This window comes from Paenibacillus riograndensis SBR5, assembly GCF_000981585.1.
Taxonomy (GTDB): domain Bacteria; phylum Bacillota; class Bacilli; order Paenibacillales; family Paenibacillaceae; genus Paenibacillus_AQ; species Paenibacillus_AQ riograndensis.
The window spans coordinates 3,055,787-3,075,263 of record NZ_LN831776.1 but is presented as its reverse complement, the minus strand read 5'-3'; the positions used below and the strand labels follow the sequence as shown (position 1 = coordinate 3,075,263).

Genomic DNA, 19,477 nt, shown 5'->3' with positions numbered 1-19,477 from the left:
ACTATGACAAGTGTTGCATCGGACCGCTCAAAATCTATGATATTCTGATAGAATGTCTATTTTCGTGAACTCTTGACCTTGGAATCCCTTGAAAGGAAGTGAAAGCACTTTGAAGAATTGGGAGACGTGGAAAGTCAACCTCATTGTGCTTTGGTTCGGCCAATTTCTGGTTAACGCCGGAATGACCATGATCACCCCGTTCCTGACCTTGTATCTGGCCAAAGACCTGGGGGTGCAAGGCGATGCGATCGGGTTATGGGCCGGACTTATTTTTGCCGCAAACTTTATGACTTCATTCCTGTTTCAGCCGCTGTGGGGCAAGCTCGCCGACAAATATGGACGCAAAATCATGCTGCTGCGCTCCAGCTTCGGCATGGCACTGGTCATTGTGCTGATGGGCTTCGCACAGACGCCTTGGCAGCTCCTGCTGCTCCGCCTGCTCAACGGAACCATTTCCGGTTTCAATCCGGCCTCCATCGCACTGGTCTCGGGCAACACACCGAAAGCCCGCATGGGCTTTGCCATGGGGCTGATGCAGTCCGGGTCGGTCGCCGGGACCATCCTTGGCCCGCTGATCGGCGGGGCTTTGGCCGACTGGATCGGGTACCGCCCGATCTTTTATATCGTCGGGGCCTTGCTCTTCGCCGCCTCACTGCTCGCCTTATTTCTCGTCAAGGAGAAATTTGACCGGGCCGAAGCTGCACAGGTGCCGCAGATTTCCGTGCTTGAGGGCTTCAAGGAGCTGGCCAAGGTGCCGCAGCTGCCTGCGCTGTTCGGCGTAACGTTCCTCCTGCAGTTTGCCATGATCGCCCCGATGACACTGCTTCCGCTCTACGTGGAGAAGCTGCACGGCTCAGCCGTGGACATCGCGTTCTGGGCAGGAGTCGTCAGCGCCGTAACCGGCGTGTCCAACATGCTGGCCTCGCCTGTGCTCGGCAAGCTGAGCGACAAGGTTGGCGCCCACCGGATTCTCACCTACGCCCTGATCGGCGCTGCGCTGTTTATCATTCCGCAGGCCTTTGTGACAAGTGTCTGGCAGCTGATCATTGTCCGCTTTCTGATGGGGGTCTTCATGGGCGGCCTGCTGCCAAGCGTCAATGCCCTCATCCGCTCATATACGCCTGACGGCAAGGAGAGCCGGGCGTTCGGCTTCAACAGCAGCATGCTGGCTCTCGGCAACATGCTGGGAGCAGTTATCGGGGGCTTTTTATCCGGATTTATCGGCATTGAAGGCCTGTTCCTCATCTCCGGCGGCTTCCTGCTGATCAATACGGTGTGGGTGCGGCTGAAGCTGTACAAAGGGGCCGCTCCACGGCTGTTCAGATAACGGAATCAGCAGCACGCTGCTTACTTTACAACCGCCAGCGCCAGGCCGTCGTATGCGGGGAGCAGTGTGCTGGTCAGCCGCTCATCATTGGCAATCATCTCATTGAAGCGGCGCATCGCCTGTACGGCCGGTCCATTCTTCTCGGCATTCAAGGTGCGTCCGCGCAGAAAAATATTATCCCCGGCGATCACCGCACCCGGTGCTGCCAGCTTAATGGCATATTCCAGATAATTCGGATAGTTTTCCTTATCGGCATCAATAAAGAAAAAGTCGAAGGTCCGGCCCTCCGCCTCCAGCAGCTTCAGGCTGTCCAGCGCCGGGCCGAGCTTGTATTCCACAGCTTCACCGAATCCGGCTTCTTCCAGATGCCGTCCGGCAAGCTCCGCGTATTCGGCTTTCAGTTCAAGCGAGGTCAGCCGCCCTGCCTTGCTGAGTCCGCGGCAGAGGCAGATGCCGCTGTACCCGCCAAGCGCGCCAATCTCCAAAATCCGCGTGGAACGGGATGCCGCCACCAGCATTGTCAGCAGCCGCCCGTATCCGGGTGCAATGGACACCTCGGGCATGCCGCTGTCTTTAATGGCCTGCTTCACCTTGAGCAGCAGCGCGTCCTCTGTATATAATTGTTCACTGTATTCTTCCTGATTGGGCATATGTATTCTCCTTTGTGGTTAGTACTGATGCTACAAGATCATGTGCGCCGAATATGGCGGGACGGCATTGTGCTGCGTCCCTCATTCCCCTATACTTGATAGGCAAGCCGGATGGGGACTTTTTTTCGGAAGTACCGCTTCATTTATTGTAACGGCTATATGTATTCATCTACAAGCTAAACGGAGTTGAGCGAATTTGGGCAAATTAACATTGATCGCCACCGCCCCCATGGGGCTGGAGGCCGTCGTAGCACGTGAATTGAACGAACTGGGTTATGAGACTGCGATCGAAAACGGCCGGGTATTGTTCAGTGGGGATTACATTGACATCTGCCGCTGCAATCTATGGCTGCGGACCTCTGACCGGGTATTGGTCAAAATGGGCCAGTTCCCGGCCCGGACCTTCGATGAGCTGTTCGAAGGCGTCAAAGCCATTGAGTGGCAGGACTGGATTCCCGAAAACGGAGAGTTTCCCGTCGAAGGAAGGTCGCATAAATCCCAGCTTACCAGCGTACCTGCCTGCCAGGGCATTGTCAAGAAAGCCATTGTCGAAAAGCTGAAGCTTTCGTACCGTACCGAATGGTTCCCGGAGAACGGCCCGCGGTATGTGGTGGAAGTAATTCTTCTGAATGATACCGCTTTGATAACGCTGGACACCACCGGTCCTGCGCTGCACAAACGCGGCTACCGCCGCCAGGCGACGGAAGCGCCGCTGAAGGAAACGATGGCGGCCGCACTGATCCAGCTCAGCCGCTGGAACGGCCACCGTCCGCTGTACGATCCGTGCTGCGGCTCCGGCACGCTGCTGATCGAGGCGGCCATGATCGCCTGGAACATTGCGCCGGGCCTGCGGCGCTCGTTCCCGTCCGAGCATTGGCCGGAAATCCCGCAGCGTCTCTGGGAAGAAGCCCGCGAGGAAGCCTTCGACGCTGTGCGCGACGACTACCCGCTGCAGCTCACCGGTACGGACATCGATCCGGCCGCGATTGAAATCGCTGAAGCGAACGCCAAAAGTGCCGGACTCGCCGGGGAGATTACCTTTCAGGCCATCGCTGCGGCCAAAGCCAGACCTCAAGGCGAGTATGGCTGCATCATTACAAATCCCCCTTACGGGGAGCGTATCAGCAACGACAAGGAAGTGGAGAAGCTTACCCGCCAGTTCGGAGAAATGATGCTGTATTTGCCGACATGGTCTTTTTTCGCCATCAGCCCGTATAAGGAATTCGAGCAGTACTACGGACGCAAAGCGGACAAGCGGCGCAAGCTCTACAATGGACGGATTGAATGCCAATATTATCAATACCTCGGCCCCCTGCCGCCGCGCAAGCCTCAATAGACCGGTATTCGGGCAGGATAAGCAGCTCTGCACAAAAAAACGGACAGTTCCTGATCAGGAGCATGTCCGTTTTTTCATGGCTATTTCTCCAAAGTGATATTACCTGAAGCTGAATGCACACTCAGTGTTGAATTTTCCGCACTCTCTGCACCCACCTTCCCCTTCAGACTCTGGCCGCCACCGCCCGTCTGAATCTCTGCCGACGCCTGGACCTCCGAGTGAATGGTGCCCGATTGTGTGGCTGCATCGATCTCCCCCGCAAAGCCGGTGACGGTGATGTTGCCTGAGTCGGCGTCCAGCAGGATTGTCTTCGCCTGGCCGTCCTCAAAGGTAATATTGCCGGAGGCTGTAGCCAGACGGATGGACTCGTAGCTTTGTTCCGGCAGCTCCAGATACAGGGTCTCATTCTTCAGATGGATGAAGCCGGACGCCGGTTCAGCGCTGACAGTAAGCACACCCGCCTTCAGCACCGCCGGCAGCTCGCCTTCTGTCTTCATACGGAGCTTCACATCCGAATCTTTGGAACGGCTCACCTGAATGGATTGTCCGTCCGTTTTCACCTCAATCTGCTGCACCTTTGATCCCTCAAACGAAGCTGTTTTCTCTACGGCCTTGTCCCCGCAGCCCGCAAGTATGAGCATAACGAACGCTGCCGGGATGAGGATAAGCCATGTACGGCGGATATATTTTGTCATATAGTTCTCCTTCTTATTGATAAATTTCCGGTCTGCCAGAGCCGGACGGCTGAACCTGCTGCGAATAAAACTACAGTGAACATGAGATAAAGCACAGGGTTCCTATCAGACACCCCCAAAAAGTCGAGTGAGGGAACATGATTGAGCGGTCCCATATACCACCAGAGCAGATAAATGACTTCGAACAGCTTTTTTGACCCGCCCAGTGTGCCGAGTGCAAGCGCCAAGGTCGGAATGAACAGGAGGCCTGTTCCCCATGCCAACAGGGCCGGCATCTGGTCCTCCGCGATGAAGCGGATGATTGCCCCCGCAGAAAACAGCAAGGTGATGAATACGCCGGAGAGCCATTCCGTCCACCACTTCGCCAGCGGCGAGCTGCAAGACAAGGTCAACCCGGTGGTGAAATAATGCTGATCCCGCGTGCCCATCTGCGACCATAAAGCGAGAGGCCAGATCATGATAAAGGGCAGCAGGCTGTTCACAGAGTTTGCTGTAACCAGCAGAGGCGCGGCAATAAGGATTATGGCGGGCAGTGTCCACCAGAGGGACATGCCCTTCAGCATCAGCTTCAGCTCGGCTTTGACCCGCCCGGGCAACCTTGCCCCCTTGACCCTCACTGCCGGAGACAGCTGTAGTGAACCGCTGTGCTCCATGGCTGCAAGCGGCAGAGCAGGTGCTTTTTCCCTGCCCGGAGCAAGCGGATGCGCCTTGGCGGAGCCTTCCAGGTGTTCAAAACGGCGGAAGAGCAGAGCCGACAGAATAATCCCTCCTATACCTACAGCTATCCAGACGAGCCGGACGGGGACAAGCGAAGAATCCCATGCTGCGCCCTGCCACACAAATGTGGGGATCTGGCCCTGTGTCTGATAATATCCAAAGCTTCCGCCCCCCTCAAGGCTGGAGAGGGCAGGATAATGCTCCGCTGCACTGTGGGCCATTGTATTCAGGATGCCGCTCACGCCGAACAGATCCCACCAATCGCTTGGTGCCGCTATGGACACCACCCCGACGGCGATCCACAGGCAGAAAAACAGCACATTCCCCAAAACCCCCTTCAAACCGGGAAATACATCAAACAGTACAGTTAAGGAACCGAGCAGAAACAGGGATGGAAAAGTTACAAAGAAAAAGGGAGCCATGTAATCCGTTAACCGGAGCTGGGAACTTTCTCCCCGCAGCAGCTGCATGGCCATAAAGGCCACCAGCAAAACAGCTCCAATCACCAGCAGAACCACAAAATTTGCCGCTGCCTTGGCGGTGATGTACCTGATTTTCCGGACAGGGGCTGAGGCGATCAACGGCCCAAGCTTCAGGCGTGCATCTCCGGATATTTGGCTTCGGAGCATGAAAAAACCGAACAGCCAGAGCAGCATTGTGGTCAACATCGCCGCAAGTCCCCCCAGCCACGCCGAGTTATAGATGCCTCTAACCCCGCCGATATAAAAGATTTCATATCCGGCAGCGGCATCCGGCACGCAGGCATAACCGGCGAATACGCTGATCCCTATGACGAACAGGAAGGAATAGCTGCGCATCTGACTGACCAAATTGCTTTTGATTAAATAAAAGTAGGCAGAAAGGCTGCGCATCATGGCTGGACCCCTAACGAGGACACTGTATACAGGTACGCATCCTCCAGTGAAGCGGGCAGCAGAGTGGCATTTGCACTGGGACGCAGGTCGGAAACGATCCGGGTGTGGATGCCGTCGCTGCGCTGAATAGCGCTGCTGACCGTGTATTTAGCCTGCATTTCCGGCAGTGAGGCGGTAGGCAGGATACAGTTCCAGACCTTCTGCTCCACACTCTGGATCAGGTTCTCCGGTGCCGCATACTTGACCAGCCGGCCCTTCGCCATCAGCGCGATGGTGGGGGCGATGGATTCAATATCGGTCACGATATGCGTTGATAAAATAATGATCCTGTCCCCGGACAAGCTGGATAATAAATTGCGGAAACCGATTCTTTCTCCGGGGTCCAGCCCGACTGTGGGTTCGTCGACAATAAGCAGCGACGGATCATTAAGCAGGGATTGGGCAATGCCCACCCGCTGTCTCATGCCGCCCGAGAATCCGCCAAGCAGCCGCTTCCGGTCATTCGCGAGATTTAAAATTTCCAGCAGCTCATTGATCCGGGTCCGCGCAGACCGGGCGGACAGTCCTTTCATCGCCGCTATATATTCCAGGAATTCAAGCGGAGTCAGATTTGGATACACACCGAAGTCCTGCGGCAAATAGCCGAGTTCCTTCCGCAAAACCTGCGGTTGCCCGGCAATATCCACACCATTCCATGCAATCCTTCCTTGCGTTGGCTTCTCGATAGTCGCGAGCATCCGCATCAGCGTGGATTTCCCGGCACCATTGGGGCCGAGCAGACCGGTCACCCCTGGTTTGAGCTTCAAGGTGATGCCGCTGAGGGCATGCTTTGCACCATAGCTTTTCGATACCTGTTCAATTTGCAATTCCATGTCTATTCCTCCGTCACAACCAATTGCCGAACCATTCCCTGGCGGCGCAACGTTAGAATAGTCCCCGAAAGTAAAATCAAAGCAAACTCACGGTTAAAAGGAAACAGGAGGCAAGAAAAATTGCAAAATGAATGCTAAACTTAGAGGGAACTTATGCACTCAGGGGAGGAACACCGTTGCTGAACGACCATACGAATGCCGAGAAAATTTTGCTGGTTGACGATGAGAAGGGAATTTTGACTTTGCTGGAGATTACGTTGAAGAAGGAGCGCTACCACAACATCTCCAGCTGTACGACCGGGGAACAAGCGTTATTTTTCATAAAAAATCATACCTATGACCTGATCCTGCTGGATGTGATGCTGGGGGATGCCAACGGCTTTGAGCTGTGCCGCGAGATCCGCAAGCATACGGATACGCCTATATTTTTTATTACGTCGTGCGCAAGCGATTTCGATAAATTGACGGGGCTCGGGATTGGCGGGGACGATTATATCACGAAGCCTTTTAATCCGCTTGAGGTCATTGCCCGGATCAAAGCCTTGTTCAGAAGGCAGAGCCTCACCCAAGCCTCGTCTAGCGGAAATCCGGAAGGTGCAGGAAACAAGGAATATAATTATGGGCGTTTTATTCTAAGGCCTGCAGACGCCTCATTGATCGTGAATGGGGAAAGTGTGGAATGTACGGCCAAGGAATTGGAGCTGCTGAGCTTCTTTTGCCGGAATCCGAACCGGATCTATACAACTTCGCAAATCTATGAACTGGTGTGGGGCAGCCCGGGGTACGGATACGAGAAAACGGTCACCATCCATATTTCAAAAATCAGAAAAAAGCTGGACGACAATCCGAAAGCGCCTGAGCTGATCATTAACCTGAGAGGGATCGGCTACAAATTTGTGCCGCCAGTCAAGGAAGCCTGATGAAGACGGGACTAAGGTTCAGTGTCCATTTTGTCATCGGATTAATCGCCTGGATGCTGGGACTCGGCATCACCATGATGATTAGCGTGGAGGTGCTGTTTCCGCAGCTGGGCCTTCTGGAAGGTCAGGAGCATTATGATCTGTACATTCTGGCGGTATTCGGGCTTAATATTACGGCCTGCAGCGTGCTGTTCGGCTGGTATTTCGGGAGTCCGTTAAGATTCATGATGTCGTGGATCGCTTCCTTGTCGGGCAGGAATTTCGAACCTCCGCCTGCGCTTCAGGGCATCTTCAAGCGGAACGGGAAGCTCAAATTCAGATACCGGCTGTACGGCGAATTGATTGTGCACATCGAGTCGCTGTCCGCTGGCCTGAAGCAGGCCGAACTGGAACGCCGCAAGCTGGAAGACAACAAAAAGGATTGGGTGGCCGGCATCTCGCATGACCTTAAAACACCCCTAACGTACGTCACGGGATATTCAGCTCTGCTGCTGAACGAGGAGTACAGTTGGAATGCGGATGAACAGCGGACGTTCCTGCAAGAAATTCATGCCAAAGGAAGGCATATTGAGGAATTGATCAGCGACATTAACCTCTCTTTTCAAATGAATGAGGATCATGCTTCCCTGCCCATGCAGCTTGGCACGGTGGAGCTGATCGGATTCCTGCAGCGGCTGACGGCCGATGTCGGCAACGATCCGAGAGCGGTGTCCCACCTGTTGAGCCTGGATGCGGAGACCGGGCCGCTGGAGCTTGTTGCCGATGAGAAGCTGCTCTACCGGGCGCTGCAAAATGTGCTGATGAATGCGGTGCTTCACACTCCGGCAGGAACCGCCATTCATGTGACTGTCCGGCGGGAGGGGGATGAAAGTGTGAACATCACGGTTTCGGACAATGGTACCGGAATGGATGAAGATACGCTGAACAATCTGTTCCAAAAATATTACCGCGGAGCAAAAAACGGCTCCCCGAACCTCGGGACAGGACTCGGCATGGCCATTGTAAAAAGCCTGATCCTCGCGCACGGCGGCTTCCTGACCGTAGAAAGCGAAGTATCCAAAGGCACTGCCTTTCATATCTCTTTGCCTGTCCGGCAGCACAAGTAGAAACGGGTGCCGTCCTTATTAGGACGGCACCCGTTTCAGCGAGAAATAGAAGGATAATTTATAGCCTGAAACATTTAAATTCTTATATTTTGAAAAGTCTCCCTGAGCGTGAGCATTCAGGGAGACTGTGTGGAAAAAGCTGAGTGTATTGGACTAGAACAATAACTTGTCCGGATCAGAGCCAATCCGCTCACCGGCATCCAGGCCGCTGATGGCAGACAGTTCTTCCGCCGACAGCTCGAAATCGAAGATTTCGCTGTTTTCCTTAATTCTTGAGGCGGTTACAGATTTCGGGATGATCACAATCCCGTTCTGCAGCCCCCAACGTAAAATCACCTGGGAAACCGTCTTGCCGTGTTTGCCTGCAATCCCATGCAGCAGCTCGTTGTCCTGCAGTCTGCCCTTCATCAGCGGTGCCCAGGCTTCGATCTGAATCTGGCGGCTGGCGCAGTAGTCATGCAGCTCTTTCTGGATAAAACGCGGATGCAGCTCCACCTGATTCACGGCAGGCACAGTTTCGCTGTCCTTCCGCAATTCCTCCAGATGGTGAATCTGAAAATTGCTGACACCAATAGCGCGTACGCGTCCTTCAGCATAGAGCCGTTCCAGTGCGCGCCAGGTAGCTTTATATTTATCCATACCCGGCCAGTGGATGAGATAAAGGTCAATAACGTCCAGGCCCAGCTTCTTGCTGCTGGTTTCGAAGGCTCTCAGTGTCTCATCGTAGCCCTGATCCGAGTTCCATACCTTTGTTGTCACGAACAGGCTGTCCCTTGGTACGCCGCTGGCGGCAATCGAGCGTCCCACCTCTTCCTCGTTGCCATATACCGCTGCGGTATCAATACTCCGGTAACCCAGTTCCAGTGCAGTTGCTACGGCACGCGCTACCTCTTCCCCCTCGGCTTTGTAAGTGCCCAGTCCAAACCGGGGCATGGCTATTCCGTTATTCAGAATCGTTACATCTGCAATATGCTTCATTGTGCTCCATTCCCTCCTATGTATCTTCTGATGTTGAGAACTTTTCTATTATACCATGGGTCTCCGCGCAGCCCCAACTTTCAGGCGCACCCGGATAAACAAAGAAATCTGCAGATGGGCAGGGGCCGGAAAGGCAAACTATATGATTGCACTTTGTGCAGCAGAATTTCAATAAAAGCGCCTTAAATCCCCTTCTATTGTATTTCATACAATTGATTTCTGGGATTTCTGGTCCACACTGCTTTTCCCGCATTTTCTGATGCACAGAATACAGCAGATTCAATTTTTCGGCGGATATGGAGACAATCAACTGCAGAAAGTGCAATTGATCCATGCCGCCGCGCGGCCCCCTAGAGATAAACAAAATCACCCTGGCGGGTAAATAACAGCACGGGGCCTATGGCCGTTGGGATTCTCCACCGCTCCAAAATCAACGGGGGCATGCTGAAGACGGATCGCCATATTCCTTCGCGATCGATCCGCAGCCGTTACGGACAGAAAGCCCTTATTGAGAGAAGATTAGTCTATTTCGCAGGACAACGGACAGAGATGCCCTTATTTGTCCCTTTTCTCTTTATTCCAGGCTCCATCAACGATATAACGGCTCCTGAGTCCGTATCCGCTGAAAAAGTAAGGTTTTTGGCAAAATAAGGGCTCCTCGGTCCGCTTCAGTCTGCGGATGGAGCCCAATCCTTCTGCATCACTTATATCCTCTGAGGCTTCCAGGTTATCTCCCCCAAAGCATAGAAATTCTTATCTTGAACCAAAACGGCTGTGCCGTCCTCCACGGCCAGCAGTTTTGGTTCTAGCGTTACCTGGAGCCCCCCCGTGAATCCTACGACAACTCTTTAAGTGGAAAAAGGGACACTAATTTGCCGGAGTACCCTATCCTCGGGCAGATGAAGTGGAAAAAGGGACACTAATTCAGCCCATTTCGCCATTATTCAAGGAAAGTGGCCCAATTAGATTTACTTTTTCCACTTAACTCTCAGGATTTCTTGATTTTCGGAAAAATAAGCTCCCTTTTTCCAACTAGCACCTGCAAAGAAACCGGTAAGTAATAGCTATATAGAGTGAACTTAAGATATTTACACTAGGGACTTCGTCGGGACTACGGAGAAGGTTTAGACTTCCGGCCGCTGCCCATCTGCAGATTTCTTGATTGTTATCGCTGTTCGCGGTGGAAATCCGCAGACTGCCTATGCTGAAGATAGCGAGCTTTCCTACGGAAAGCTTTTAGGCGGACGCATTCACTCCTACAGTTCCAAACTTCCCCTCCATCCTTTTTCCCTTTTGTTAGTTTTTCAAGTTCACTCTATTGCTCGTTACAAATTCGTCCAAAGTATTTATTCTATAACTTTAAGCATATTTTTATCCACATCTGGAAGTAATCATAGTTTCCTATATAATTAAATAAGGGGTAAGCTTCGCTTCCCCCAAAACATATAAATTCTTATCTTTACAAAAAACCTCCGCTTCATCAGCGGAGGTCATGCTAAACCCTATTCCTTAGCAACCGGCCGTTTGACAAACGCCTCGGCCTTAGCCAGCACCTCGTCTTCCGTCGGGCCGCTGACATAACGGCCATTGATGTAGACAAACGGCCGTTTGCCGCAAGGTCCGCAATAGGAGATACAGCCGGTCTTAATCTCGGCGTCAGGCGCCATCTTGCGCAGCTTGGGGAGGATACTTTTCATCTTGATATGATTGCACTCGTCGCAAATGCGTATATCGTTAGCCATGGAGCAACCCTTCTTTATGTCCGTAAAATACGGGCGAACACTTAGTGATCGCCGTGATTTCCTTTAGACGGATTAGTAATGACAAAACCTTCTTCCGGGAAATACAAATAGTCAATTTTCACACCATCCAGCAGCGGCTGGTTAGGATCAAGAATGACATCAATCTCTTTATCAGTGGATACAACGATGTCATTTTCTTTGGGCGTGTCCAGGTCAAGGCCGTAGTGGGCATGATCGCCGTGGGCATGCGTAATGGCTACGCGCAGCTTCAGCTCGCTGTTGCCTTCAAGTTCCATCGTTTTCTTTATCACTTTAGCCGCATTGCGGGTAATTTTGACGTTCATCCTTATCCATCTCCCAGGCATCTATAGTTTAAATACTCAATAATTTATTTTAAGGAAATCAGGCTGTAAAAGCAACTATATTGCCGAAATACATCAGGCAGCAACCCGTAAAATTCGCGAAACATTCATCTTCCGGTCCGCAGGGCCGGGTATTTACGTTCCATCCGCGAGACGAACCAGCCCGTCAGCAGCATCGTCACTCCAATATCATCAATCGGCAGAAACGGCATGAAATCGGGGAGCACCCAGTATAAAATCACCGGAATGGTGAACAGGAGCTTGTCCGCCATGGCTACTTGCGGCGAGATGACAAACTGCCAGGAATTGCGGAAAATATGGGACCATTGCTTCAGCGACAGCAGTTTTTTCAGTTTCATAACGGTCCTCCTAAAAGTTTTGTGGAGCCACAAAAAAAGGATCCAGCCGCGAAGCGCATCTAGGAATGACTGCGGCCGTACCCTTTGCTGTTATATTACGCAAATTTGCAGGAATTGTTTCATTTTTATTTGAAATTTGAAAGGATCGCGGCCAAAATAAGACCGGTTTCCAGCGCCATATCCTCAAAATCAGCCAGCGGCAGCGGATTTTTGCCAACTCCCAGCTCCACAGTGAAGCCGGGCTTGCGGAAGCGCTGGATGAACCAGTCCTTGTACCCCGCATCGCTGCCGGTCAGCTCAACCGCCCGGTAGCCGCTCGCCGCCGCTAGCTGTGCTGCAAGTGCGCGGCTCTCCGGCGGCTCATACCCCCGGTAGTTCCAGTAAATCTCTCCTCCCTGGCTATGCAGCGATACAGCGGCATCGCCGGGGACCCTCTCTGCCAGCTGCGCCAGGGCAGCGGCTTCCGGCTCGCTAAGCGCAGCCGTCCCGCTGTAATCACGCGGCCCGGGTCCAGGCACTCCCCGCCGCGCCTGCTCCTCTTCCCAATGGGCCGGGAACTGGTCGCCCAGGTCCACCCCGCGGATGTTGGCCTTCCAGTGCCGGAAGCTGCGCCGTCCACCGTTCCATGCCATCAGCTCATCATAGTACGGGTCGCCGGGCAGTGTTCCTTCCTGCACCAGCTCCACCCCATCGGGATTGGCCATGGGCACAGCCCATACCGTCCAGTTGCTATACCATTTATTGGGGTTGTGACCGTTCCAGCCTTTACCCTCAGCATATGCTGCCGCATACTGCTCCACAAAAGACAGGAGGCAGGGCGAGGTCAGCCATTCATTCGCATGCAGCGCAGCATTGACATGAAGCTGGTGCGGCCCGCTGCCGATCCGCAGCAGATGCAGCGGCTTGCCCAGAACGCTTGAGCCAATGGTTTCATGCTGAAGGAAAGGATACTGGTCCAGCAGCCTGACAATATCCTCCTCCACCTCGGCAGGACCATATTCACCGCGCAAATGCACCACTTTGTGCGGTGCCGCCGGAGGAATAACCAGCATCTTGCCGGGTGTACACCCGTATGCCGAGCCAACGCCCGGATTCAGCTTTTCAAGCTCATTCACATCCACTCCGAACAAGGCGGCAATGCTCCAGGCATCGTCACCCGGCTGTACAGCATAACGTTTGCGCGGAGCGGAAGGCAGAAACAGAATCTGCCCCGGAACTAAATACGGCTGCCTCCCTGCCCACGGGTTTCCCTGTATCACATGCTCCGGTGTGAGTCCATGCCTCGCGGCTATCCGGCTAACCGTATCTCCCCTGCGGGCAATATATTGCTGCATATGCCTCATCCTCTCAGCCCTCTAGTTGGCGTCATCCAATGCCGTCAGCCGGAGCGTTCACGGGAGACATTCGGACACAGCCCTCTTTTCCATTGTATGCAGACCGTGCTGTCCACCATGAAAAAATTGATTAGGTCCACAACAAAGACCGGAACATTGCTGTCCCGGCCTCAAGTTTTGGTTCTAAAACTGCCCCTGAATCAGGGGTTTGTCCCTATTCAACTCACCGCTGCGGCGCTTACAGCGAAGAGACCTGCCACACAACGGGCGTGCGCTTAATCTGCTCCCCAAGCCAGTCACGGGCGATCCGCTGGAACATCTCGGCATCTCCGCTGCAGAAAAACTGGTGGATCGGGCTTTCGTCTCCGCTGGCAAGTTTGCCTTTGTCATAGAGAATCGTGCTGATTTCTCTGGCTGTCTCATCTGCTGAGCTGATGAGCTTCACCCCTGGCCCCATTACCTTGCCGATGGGCTCCACCAGGAACGGATAATGGGTACAGCCCAGGATCAGGGTGTCGATCGGCTCATACTTGATGCCATTCAGCGATTCCGCCACTGCGATATGGCTCTCCTCCGAGCGGAACATCCCTTGTTCCACAAAAGGAACAAGCGCCGGGCAGGCCTGGCTGACGACCTGGACGAATGGGGACAGCTGCTTCAGCGCAGCGGTGTAGGCACCGCTTTTGATGGTGCCGATGGTGCCGATGACGCCGACCTGACCGGTTTTGGTCGCACTTATGGCAGCACGTGCGCCCGGATGAATGACGCCGATGACGGGAATGGATACTTTGGCTGAGATATAGTCAAGTGCGGCCGCAGTTGCTGTGTTGCAGGCGATAACAATCATTTTGGGATTAAATTGAATTAAATAGTCCACAATCTGTTCGGTGAACATTTTCACTTCTTCTGTCGAACGGGGTCCGTACGGGGCCCTTGCGGTGTCACCGAAATAAATGATTTTCTCCCGTGGGAGCTGTCTCATCACTTCCTTGACAACCGTGAGTCCCCCCACACCTGAATCTAGTATTGCGATAGCTTGCTGCACGAACACACCGCTTCCTTTTACTTGTTTTGTGTAGCTTATGTAAGGCCAAAACAAAATGTACCTGGGCTTAAGCCCCAATTGCAGATGATACTCCAAAACCCTGGACAGTTCAAGAGCCGCCTTCCGCCAGAATGCGAAAAGCGGCTCTAGGCCGAAAATAATTCACCTTACCTCTCCGCCAAGGAGAAACGGGCTCGTCGTGCTCTGCTCTTGGCGGATTCACTTTATTTCCGCCAGCTTAAGCGATTCCACTGCCGGCTTTGCCGTTTGCCGTGTCCTCTTCTGCAACAGTGTCAGCACCTGTTACAGCACCGCTCCGGGCTTCCGCTTCATCCGGCACTGCTTCAGCAGCTTCTTCAACGGCGGTTTCAGCGGTTTCATTGGCTTCAGTGGCTTCAGCGGTATCACCTCCGGCAGCAATTCCGCTCACCTCAACCGCTTTTTTTTCATCAGTCCCGGTGTATTGTCTGCCCCATTCCTTGACTTCAATGACGACAGACTCAACCGCATCTTTGGCTTTGCTGTACAGCTCTGTGCCTTTGTCGCTTGCTGCTCCGGCAATCTCCTGCACTTTGTGGGCGGCTTCTGCGGTTCCTTCCGCAATGTCTTTGCGCAGCTCCTTGCCGGCTTTAGGGGCGAACAGCAGAGCCGTTACCGAACCCACCACACTGCCGGCCAGAATACCCCACAGCAAGCTTTTAGTGTCTTTTTTCATGTCTCATCTCTCCCTTGGATTCTCATTGAGCCTCTGCCCGGCCATCCGGGCGATCGCCTAGTTCTGCTATATCATAAGCAAAGAGAGTTTGTCCTGTGACTGCTATACGCTCAATTCCGGAGATTTGTCTTTCTTGCGGGGAGTAATGGCGTACCGGCAGCTCTGTCCGCCTTCAGCCATACATTCCGTGCGTGTAACCTTCGCCCCCAGCAGCTCCTCGAACAGCGCTTGTTCACACTGGCAGGCCTTACGGTATTGGGTCGCAACCTGGCGGATCGGACAGTTGTACTCCTGCATTACATAAGAGCCGTCCTCTTCCTGGTTCCACTCGGCCATATAGCCGCCCGCATTCTGGATGGAGGACAGCTCGGCGACACGCTCCTCCAGATTACGCTTCTCCATCATGGGTGCATATTGGGCCAGCATACGCTTCCTGCGGCCTTCAAACAGAACATTAACCGCCTCCTGTCCGCTGCCGTGGTCCAGCTCGCGCAGCAGCTCCAGCGCCAGATTATGATAGCTTTTGGGAAAATGGTCTTCAGCCCGCTCTGTCAGTGAATACACATGAAGCGGACGGCCCATAGCCTGGCGGACGACTTTGGTTTTGGCCAGCGCTTCCTGTTCCAGCTGAAGCACGTGACGCCGGACCCCCATTTCCGTGATCCCCAGCTCCTCTGCGAGCGCACCGATCGTCAGCGGCCCTTTCATCTTCAGGAGCGTCATAATCATCCGCCTTGTTGATCCGCTTTCCTGCCCCTTCTTCATCCTCAAGGACCTCCTTCCTTTCACGGCAGACGCTTGTGTTCACTCCTGTATCTGTCCTTTATATTCAGTAAATCCCGGCTGCAGCCTAAAAGTTACACTGAAGCTTGTGTGCCCAGCTCCTGATCCAGATAGCTCTGCACTGCAGCTGCGAATTGCTCCAGTGCTTCCGGCAGCTTCGCTGTAAGCGGGTGAAGCGATGTCCGGTCCCAGGCGTAGTAGTCCTGAACGAGAGGCTTCCGGAGTGCCACAAGCTGGATCAGCAAACCGTACAGGCTGCTGCCTTCAAAAACCTTTTCCTCATGGATGATAGAAATGATGTCCTCATAGCTTCCGGCATCCCGCATAATAAATCCGTCAATCAAGGAGCTGCCCACATCGGTAACGACTTCAATTGCCAAATGCAGGCATCTTTCCTGAACCAGTCCCGTGAATGTACCGCCATCCCACGAGGCAGCTGCAGCCCGGAGCCCTTTATTAATATCTGGAATCTGTCCCAGTATAATTTCGATCTGTTTCCGGTTGACATAGTACACAGTAGACCCTCCAAGTAAGGTAATATGGGGCAAGAGCAGTGACCGGTCCGGATTATTTTCCCCGTTTGCCACGGCGTTTCAGCCAGAACAGCATGATGATGCATGCGGCCAGAAATACGACTAAATAGGTTAACGCTTCCATCGGGTACTCAAGCTCTCGCATAACGTCCCACCTTCCGGTTGTTGATGGCGGTTAGCAGCCGCGCTCAGCGTGTATCTCTAGATTTCGTAATCTACAGCATATGAAACCTCTTTGACCTCATTGATGTGCGCGATAACTTTTTTATGCTCCGGGTGCACCTGATAGGCCTGTAAATCATCCAGCGAAGCGACCACCGTCACCAGCGCAATATCAAAAGAACGCTCCGAGCGAATGATATCGGCCCCCACCTCGATGGAGAGCAGCTGCGGAATCTTGCCTTCCATGTTCCGGAGCACCGCTACGGTTTCCTGTACTTTTTCCGGAGCCCGGTCCTTTAGTTTGAAGAATACAATGTGCTTAATCATCTATATCGCTCCCTGCGTCCTGAATTATAAAATTGATTACTAAAAATATATCATACCAGCATCACTTCTGAAAGAAACTTAAGCGCCGGCGGACCGCCAAGCATTTCATCTGGACGAAAGCATAACCGAAATGTTAAAGTCATATCAAGCCAAACCAGAACATTTAACAAATTATCAATTCAGTATATCGGAGGAATTATGCCTAATAACCAGCAAGAACCACATAAAATTCAGGCCTGGTCTCTGATCAACCGCAAATATCTTGGACAAGGCGTACGGGTCAAAAGATTCCGCCGGCCGAAGCGCAGCCAGATCCGCAACCGTGTGCTGCTAGCCGTCCTGATGGCCAAAGACATCAAGCTGTCACGGCTGGCCGAAGAACTCTCCGTCTCTTCACGCAGCGTCAGCGCGTGGGTATATGAAGGCCGGATTCCTTCCAGAACCAATCTGGACAAGGTCTGCCGCACCCTGGGGTACCCGTCCCATATCTTGTTCAATGAGGCTCTCCTGCGGCAAAGTCCGATTGTGTGCCAGCCTACACCTTCAAGATTCATGAAAAGAGCAAATGCCCGCTCCCCGCACAGCAATGTGATTCTTACAGGACTGTGCATGGTCTATGATTTCTCTGTCACGGATGTCAGCATCTGGATTGGGGTCCATCCCGGAACCTTCCGCAAATGGCTGCATCAATGCCACCTCCCGACGCTGGCGCTGCAGGAAAAGGCCGAGAATTTCTTCCATATTCCGCGCCATATTCTGTTCGCTGATTGTGAACTGCACTAGCCATGAAGCCGCAAGCTACATACAGCTACTTTAACTGCTTGTCATAACTACGCCAGGCCCTTCTTCCTTTTGGAGAGGGTTTTTTGGCCGTTCAGCATCCTCACCTTTGTTTTTTCCTCCCGGCCTATTTGTATTTTGTAAAAAAGGCCATACTAAACATTGAATCTAAAAACAATACAGGAGGTACGAGGGTGGAACTGAACGGGATATTAACTTCCGGCTTGACGGATACATGGGAGGCAGCAGAAGGTGTGGCCGGCCTTCGGACTTTGTTTGTCAACGTCGCCTTTGTAGGCCATTCGGCAACGGGCTATATTCTGGTCGATACCGGGCTTGGCAATTTCGCGGGGAGCATTTTGCAGACCAGCCGGGAGTGGTTTGGCAGACCGCCGGCGGCCATTGTGCTGACTCACGGCCATTTTGATCATGTCGGCAACCTGAAGGAGCTTATGGAGGAATGGCAGGAAGTTCCGGTATATGCACATCCTCTGGAGCTGCCTTATCTCACGGGCTTGCAGGATTACCCTCCGGCAGACCCCGCTGTAGGCGGGGGCCTCATGGCCACCGTGTCACCGCTGTATCCGCACAGGGGCCTCCATCTCGGGGAAGGTGTACATCCCCTTCCGGAGGATGGCAGTGTCCCTGGAGCAAAGGGATGGACCTGGGTGCATACCCCTGGGCACAGCCCGGGCCACATCTCTCTTTTCCGCCCTGCCGACAAGGTCCTCATCTCCGGGGATGCCGTGATTACCGTCAAGCAGGAGTCGGCTTTTGCAGTAATTACACAGCATAAGGAACTGCACGGACCTCCGGCCTATTTCACAACAGACTGGATAGAAGCAGAGAAGTCCGTACGCAAGCTTGCTTTACTGGACCCTCAGATGGTGATTCCCGGACACGGGCTGCCTATGGCTGCTCCAGAGCTGTCGGCGCAATTTGCCCATTTATGCAAAACGTTTAAGGAGCTGTCTGTCCCTTCCCAGGGAAAGTTCGTATAAGTCTTACCTATATAAACTGATCTTGTGATTTTTCTATTTGGGATTGGCCGTGACTCCAGAGAATGTTTGGACTTCCGGCCGCTGTTGTCTGCAGATTTCTTGAATGTATATCGCTGTTCGCGGTTGAAATCCGCAGACAAAGGCGGACGCTACCGCTCCTACAGTTCCAAACTTCTCCTCCGCCACTTTCCCCTAATTGTAATATTTCAAGTTCAATTTATATAGGCCTCTCTTCTCTTGCGGGCGAAGATCTCCCGGAGCAGATACTCATGTGTCCCGCCTCCGGGGCTCTGCAATGATTCCTGAAACGTTCCAGTCTCCACTACCTCTGCCGCAGAAAAATGCTCCCGCAGGTCAGCATCGCTGAAAAAGTGGGCGTACTTCCCTTCTTTGTATTCATATGTACCCGGCTCCAGCATTCTCCCATGGCCGTTGTTGGAATCCTCATCGGAGAAACTGGTGAAATACAGCAGGCCTCCGGGGCGGAGCTGTGCAAGACATGCCGCAATGAGCTGACGGCGTTCTCCGGCAAGAAATAAATGCAGCACATCATAGCAATAGACTGCATCTACAAGGATGTCCAATTGAGGCTCCAGTGCTGATCCTTCAATAAACCGGGTTTGGCTGTCCCGCCCGGCGGCAAGCTCCAGCGCTTCCCCGCTTAATTCGACGCCATAGGTTTCCAAATCGGAGGAGAACACCTTGGTGTTCCGGCCATAACCCGCTCCGGGAACGAGGACAGATTTCACTCCCTGCTCAAGGAACCATGCTTTTGCCCGCAAGGCTGACGGACTGGGCTGATCTCCCCAGATCATGCCTTCGCGGGCAAATCTTGTGCTCCAATATTGTGACATTTAA

At 53.3% G+C, this 19,477-nt stretch carries 22 protein-coding genes; 6 read left to right on the top strand and 16 right to left on the bottom strand.

Annotation, left to right across the window (positions count from 1 at the left end; translation table 11 throughout):
* The first annotated feature begins 109 nt into the window (after positions 1 to 109).
* On the top strand, positions 110 to 1,327 hold the full coding sequence (locus PRIO_RS12465) for an MFS transporter (protein ID WP_020427489.1): 1,218 nt from the start codon (positions 110 to 112) through the stop codon (positions 1,325 to 1,327).
* A 20-nt stretch (positions 1,328 to 1,347) separates the two neighbouring features.
* Here the strand turns inward: PRIO_RS12465 and PRIO_RS12460 are convergent, their stop codons facing one another.
* Entirely contained in the window at positions 1,348 to 1,977 is a 630-nt protein-coding gene (locus tag PRIO_RS12460; RefSeq protein WP_020427490.1) for an O-methyltransferase, read from the bottom strand.
* Between the two features lie 196 nt (positions 1,978 to 2,173).
* Between PRIO_RS12460 and PRIO_RS12455 the strand changes: the two genes are divergently transcribed.
* Positions 2,174 to 3,313: a THUMP domain-containing class I SAM-dependent RNA methyltransferase gene (locus PRIO_RS12455; protein WP_020427491.1), complete on the top strand. Its 1,140-nt coding sequence runs from the start codon at positions 2,174 to 2,176 to the stop codon at positions 3,311 to 3,313.
* 80 nt (positions 3,314 to 3,393) lie between these two features.
* Here the strand turns inward: PRIO_RS12455 and PRIO_RS12450 are convergent, their stop codons facing one another.
* Genes PRIO_RS12450 through PRIO_RS12440 form a run of 3 tightly spaced genes read right to left on the bottom strand, consistent with a single transcriptional unit; the run spans position 3,394 to position 6,472 of the window.
* Positions 3,394 to 4,008 carry a DUF4097 family beta strand repeat-containing protein gene (locus tag PRIO_RS12450; RefSeq protein ID WP_020427492.1) on the bottom strand — a complete coding sequence of 205 codons (615 nt, stop codon included), beginning with the start codon at positions 4,006 to 4,008 and terminating at the stop codon, positions 3,394 to 3,396.
* On the bottom strand, positions 4,005 to 5,600 hold the full coding sequence (locus tag PRIO_RS12445; RefSeq protein ID WP_052741444.1) for a hypothetical protein: 1,596 nt from the start codon (positions 5,598 to 5,600) through the stop codon (positions 4,005 to 4,007). Before PRIO_RS12445 ends, PRIO_RS12450 begins: the two co-directional genes overlap by 4 nt.
* Positions 5,597 to 6,472, bottom strand: a complete 876-nt coding sequence (locus PRIO_RS12440) for an ABC transporter ATP-binding protein (RefSeq protein ID WP_046502609.1) — start codon at positions 6,470 to 6,472, stop codon at positions 5,597 to 5,599. The genes PRIO_RS12445 and PRIO_RS12440 overlap by 4 nt, the downstream gene beginning before the upstream one ends.
* A 131-nt stretch (positions 6,473 to 6,603) precedes the next feature.
* On the opposite strand from PRIO_RS12440, the gene PRIO_RS12435 reads away from it, so the two are divergent.
* On the top strand, positions 6,604 to 7,392 hold the full coding sequence (locus PRIO_RS12435) for a response regulator transcription factor (protein WP_081487145.1): 789 nt from the start codon (positions 6,604 to 6,606) through the stop codon (positions 7,390 to 7,392).
* Positions 7,392 to 8,498, top strand: a complete 1,107-nt coding sequence (locus PRIO_RS12430) for a sensor histidine kinase (protein WP_020427496.1) — start codon at positions 7,392 to 7,394, stop codon at positions 8,496 to 8,498. Before PRIO_RS12435 ends, PRIO_RS12430 begins: the two co-directional genes overlap by 1 nt.
* 153 nt (positions 8,499 to 8,651) lie before the next feature.
* Here PRIO_RS12430 and PRIO_RS12425 read toward each other — a convergent pair whose 3' ends face one another.
* The 11 genes from PRIO_RS12425 to PRIO_RS12370 all read right to left on the bottom strand — a co-directional run bounded on the left by PRIO_RS12425 (position 8,652) and on the right by PRIO_RS12370 (position 16,838).
* Entirely contained in the window at positions 8,652 to 9,476 is an 825-nt protein-coding gene (locus tag PRIO_RS12425) for an aldo/keto reductase (protein WP_020427497.1), read from the bottom strand.
* A 16-nt stretch (positions 9,477 to 9,492) separates the two neighbouring features.
* Positions 9,493 to 9,810 carry a hypothetical protein gene (locus PRIO_RS12420; RefSeq protein ID WP_046502602.1) on the bottom strand — a complete coding sequence of 106 codons (318 nt, stop codon included), beginning with the start codon at positions 9,808 to 9,810 and terminating at the stop codon, positions 9,493 to 9,495.
* Between the two features lie 1,168 nt (positions 9,811 to 10,978).
* Positions 10,979 to 11,218, bottom strand: a complete 240-nt coding sequence (locus PRIO_RS12410) for a YuzB family protein (protein WP_020426769.1) — start codon at positions 11,216 to 11,218, stop codon at positions 10,979 to 10,981.
* Between the two features lie 41 nt (positions 11,219 to 11,259).
* A complete protein-coding gene (locus PRIO_RS12405) occupies positions 11,260 to 11,562 on the bottom strand; it encodes a HesB/IscA family protein (protein ID WP_020426768.1) in 303 nt (100 codons plus the stop codon).
* Between the two features lie 125 nt (positions 11,563 to 11,687).
* Positions 11,688 to 11,939 (bottom strand): hypothetical protein, encoded by a 252-nt coding sequence (locus PRIO_RS12400; protein ID WP_046502589.1) that lies wholly within the window; start codon positions 11,937 to 11,939, stop codon positions 11,688 to 11,690.
* A 125-nt stretch (positions 11,940 to 12,064) separates the two neighbouring features.
* Positions 12,065 to 13,273 carry a M14 family metallopeptidase gene (locus PRIO_RS12395; RefSeq protein ID WP_046502585.1) on the bottom strand — a complete coding sequence of 403 codons (1,209 nt, stop codon included), beginning with the start codon at positions 13,271 to 13,273 and terminating at the stop codon, positions 12,065 to 12,067.
* A 238-nt stretch (positions 13,274 to 13,511) separates the two neighbouring features.
* The gene (racE, locus tag PRIO_RS12390; protein ID WP_020428150.1) at positions 13,512 to 14,318 is read right to left on the bottom strand and encodes a glutamate racemase; all 807 of its coding nucleotides are present in this window, start codon (positions 14,316 to 14,318) and stop codon (positions 13,512 to 13,514) included.
* Positions 14,319 to 14,556: 238 nt separating this feature from the next.
* Positions 14,557 to 15,033: a YtxH domain-containing protein gene (locus PRIO_RS33845; protein WP_020428151.1), complete on the bottom strand. Its 477-nt coding sequence runs from the start codon at positions 15,031 to 15,033 to the stop codon at positions 14,557 to 14,559.
* Positions 15,034 to 15,135: 102 nt separating this feature from the next.
* Positions 15,136 to 15,798 (bottom strand): helix-turn-helix transcriptional regulator, encoded by a 663-nt coding sequence (locus PRIO_RS12380; RefSeq protein WP_020428152.1) that lies wholly within the window; start codon positions 15,796 to 15,798, stop codon positions 15,136 to 15,138.
* A gap of 92 nt (positions 15,799 to 15,890) precedes the next feature.
* Complete coding sequence (locus tag PRIO_RS12375) at positions 15,891 to 16,331, bottom strand: DUF86 domain-containing protein (RefSeq protein WP_020428153.1); 441 nt, start codon at positions 16,329 to 16,331, stop codon at positions 15,891 to 15,893.
* A 219-nt stretch (positions 16,332 to 16,550) separates the two neighbouring features.
* Entirely contained in the window at positions 16,551 to 16,838 is a 288-nt protein-coding gene (locus PRIO_RS12370; protein ID WP_020428155.1) for a Dabb family protein, read from the bottom strand.
* 198 nt (positions 16,839 to 17,036) lie between these two features.
* Here PRIO_RS12370 and PRIO_RS12365 point away from each other — a divergent pair, with 198 nt between their 5' ends.
* Positions 17,037 to 17,621, top strand: coding sequence for a helix-turn-helix domain-containing protein (locus PRIO_RS12365; protein WP_020428156.1), 585 nt, complete (start codon positions 17,037 to 17,039; stop codon positions 17,619 to 17,621).
* Positions 17,622 to 17,812: 191 nt separating this feature from the next.
* Entirely contained in the window at positions 17,813 to 18,619 is an 807-nt protein-coding gene (locus tag PRIO_RS12360) for an MBL fold metallo-hydrolase (protein ID WP_046502580.1), read from the top strand.
* Between the two features lie 212 nt (positions 18,620 to 18,831).
* Here PRIO_RS12360 and PRIO_RS12355 read toward each other — a convergent pair whose 3' ends face one another.
* Entirely contained in the window at positions 18,832 to 19,473 is a 642-nt protein-coding gene (locus PRIO_RS12355) for a class I SAM-dependent methyltransferase (protein ID WP_020428158.1), read from the bottom strand.
* Between the last annotated feature and the right edge of the window lie 4 nt (positions 19,474 to 19,477).

Excerpts from the sequence above, each read along its gene's own strand:
- PRIO_RS12460 (WP_020427490.1), bottom strand. The coding sequence starts at position 1,977 with ATGCCCAATCAGGAAGAATACAGTGAACAATTATATACAGAGGACGCG.
- PRIO_RS12450 (WP_020427492.1), bottom strand. The coding sequence starts at position 4,008 with ATGACAAAATATATCCGCCGTACATGGCTTATCCTCATCCCGGCAGCG.
- PRIO_RS12445 (WP_052741444.1), bottom strand. The coding sequence starts at position 5,600 with ATGATGCGCAGCCTTTCTGCCTACTTTTATTTAATCAAAAGCAATTTG.
- PRIO_RS12440 (WP_046502609.1), bottom strand. The coding sequence starts at position 6,472 with ATGGAATTGCAAATTGAACAGGTATCGAAAAGCTATGGTGCAAAGCAT.
- PRIO_RS12435 (WP_081487145.1), top strand. The coding sequence starts at position 6,604 with ATGCTAAACTTAGAGGGAACTTATGCACTCAGGGGAGGAACACCGTTG.
- PRIO_RS12430 (WP_020427496.1), top strand. The coding sequence starts at position 7,392 with ATGAAGACGGGACTAAGGTTCAGTGTCCATTTTGTCATCGGATTAATC.
- PRIO_RS12425 (WP_020427497.1), bottom strand. The coding sequence starts at position 9,476 with ATGAAGCATATTGCAGATGTAACGATTCTGAATAACGGAATAGCCATG.
- PRIO_RS12420 (WP_046502602.1), bottom strand. The coding sequence starts at position 9,810 with ATGGATCAATTGCACTTTCTGCAGTTGATTGTCTCCATATCCGCCGAA.
- PRIO_RS12410 (WP_020426769.1), bottom strand. The coding sequence starts at position 11,218 with ATGGCTAACGATATACGCATTTGCGACGAGTGCAATCATATCAAGATG.
- PRIO_RS12405 (WP_020426768.1), bottom strand. The coding sequence starts at position 11,562 with ATGAACGTCAAAATTACCCGCAATGCGGCTAAAGTGATAAAGAAAACG.
- PRIO_RS12400 (WP_046502589.1), bottom strand. The coding sequence starts at position 11,939 with ATGAAACTGAAAAAACTGCTGTCGCTGAAGCAATGGTCCCATATTTTC.
- PRIO_RS12395 (WP_046502585.1), bottom strand. The coding sequence starts at position 13,273 with ATGCAGCAATATATTGCCCGCAGGGGAGATACGGTTAGCCGGATAGCC.
- PRIO_RS33845 (WP_020428151.1), bottom strand. The coding sequence starts at position 15,033 with ATGAAAAAAGACACTAAAAGCTTGCTGTGGGGTATTCTGGCCGGCAGT.
- PRIO_RS12380 (WP_020428152.1), bottom strand. The coding sequence starts at position 15,798 with ATGAAGAAGGGGCAGGAAAGCGGATCAACAAGGCGGATGATTATGACG.
- PRIO_RS12370 (WP_020428155.1), bottom strand. The coding sequence starts at position 16,838 with ATGATTAAGCACATTGTATTCTTCAAACTAAAGGACCGGGCTCCGGAA.
- PRIO_RS12365 (WP_020428156.1), top strand. The coding sequence starts at position 17,037 with ATGCCTAATAACCAGCAAGAACCACATAAAATTCAGGCCTGGTCTCTG.
- PRIO_RS12355 (WP_020428158.1), bottom strand. The coding sequence starts at position 19,473 with ATGTCACAATATTGGAGCACAAGATTTGCCCGCGAAGGCATGATCTGG.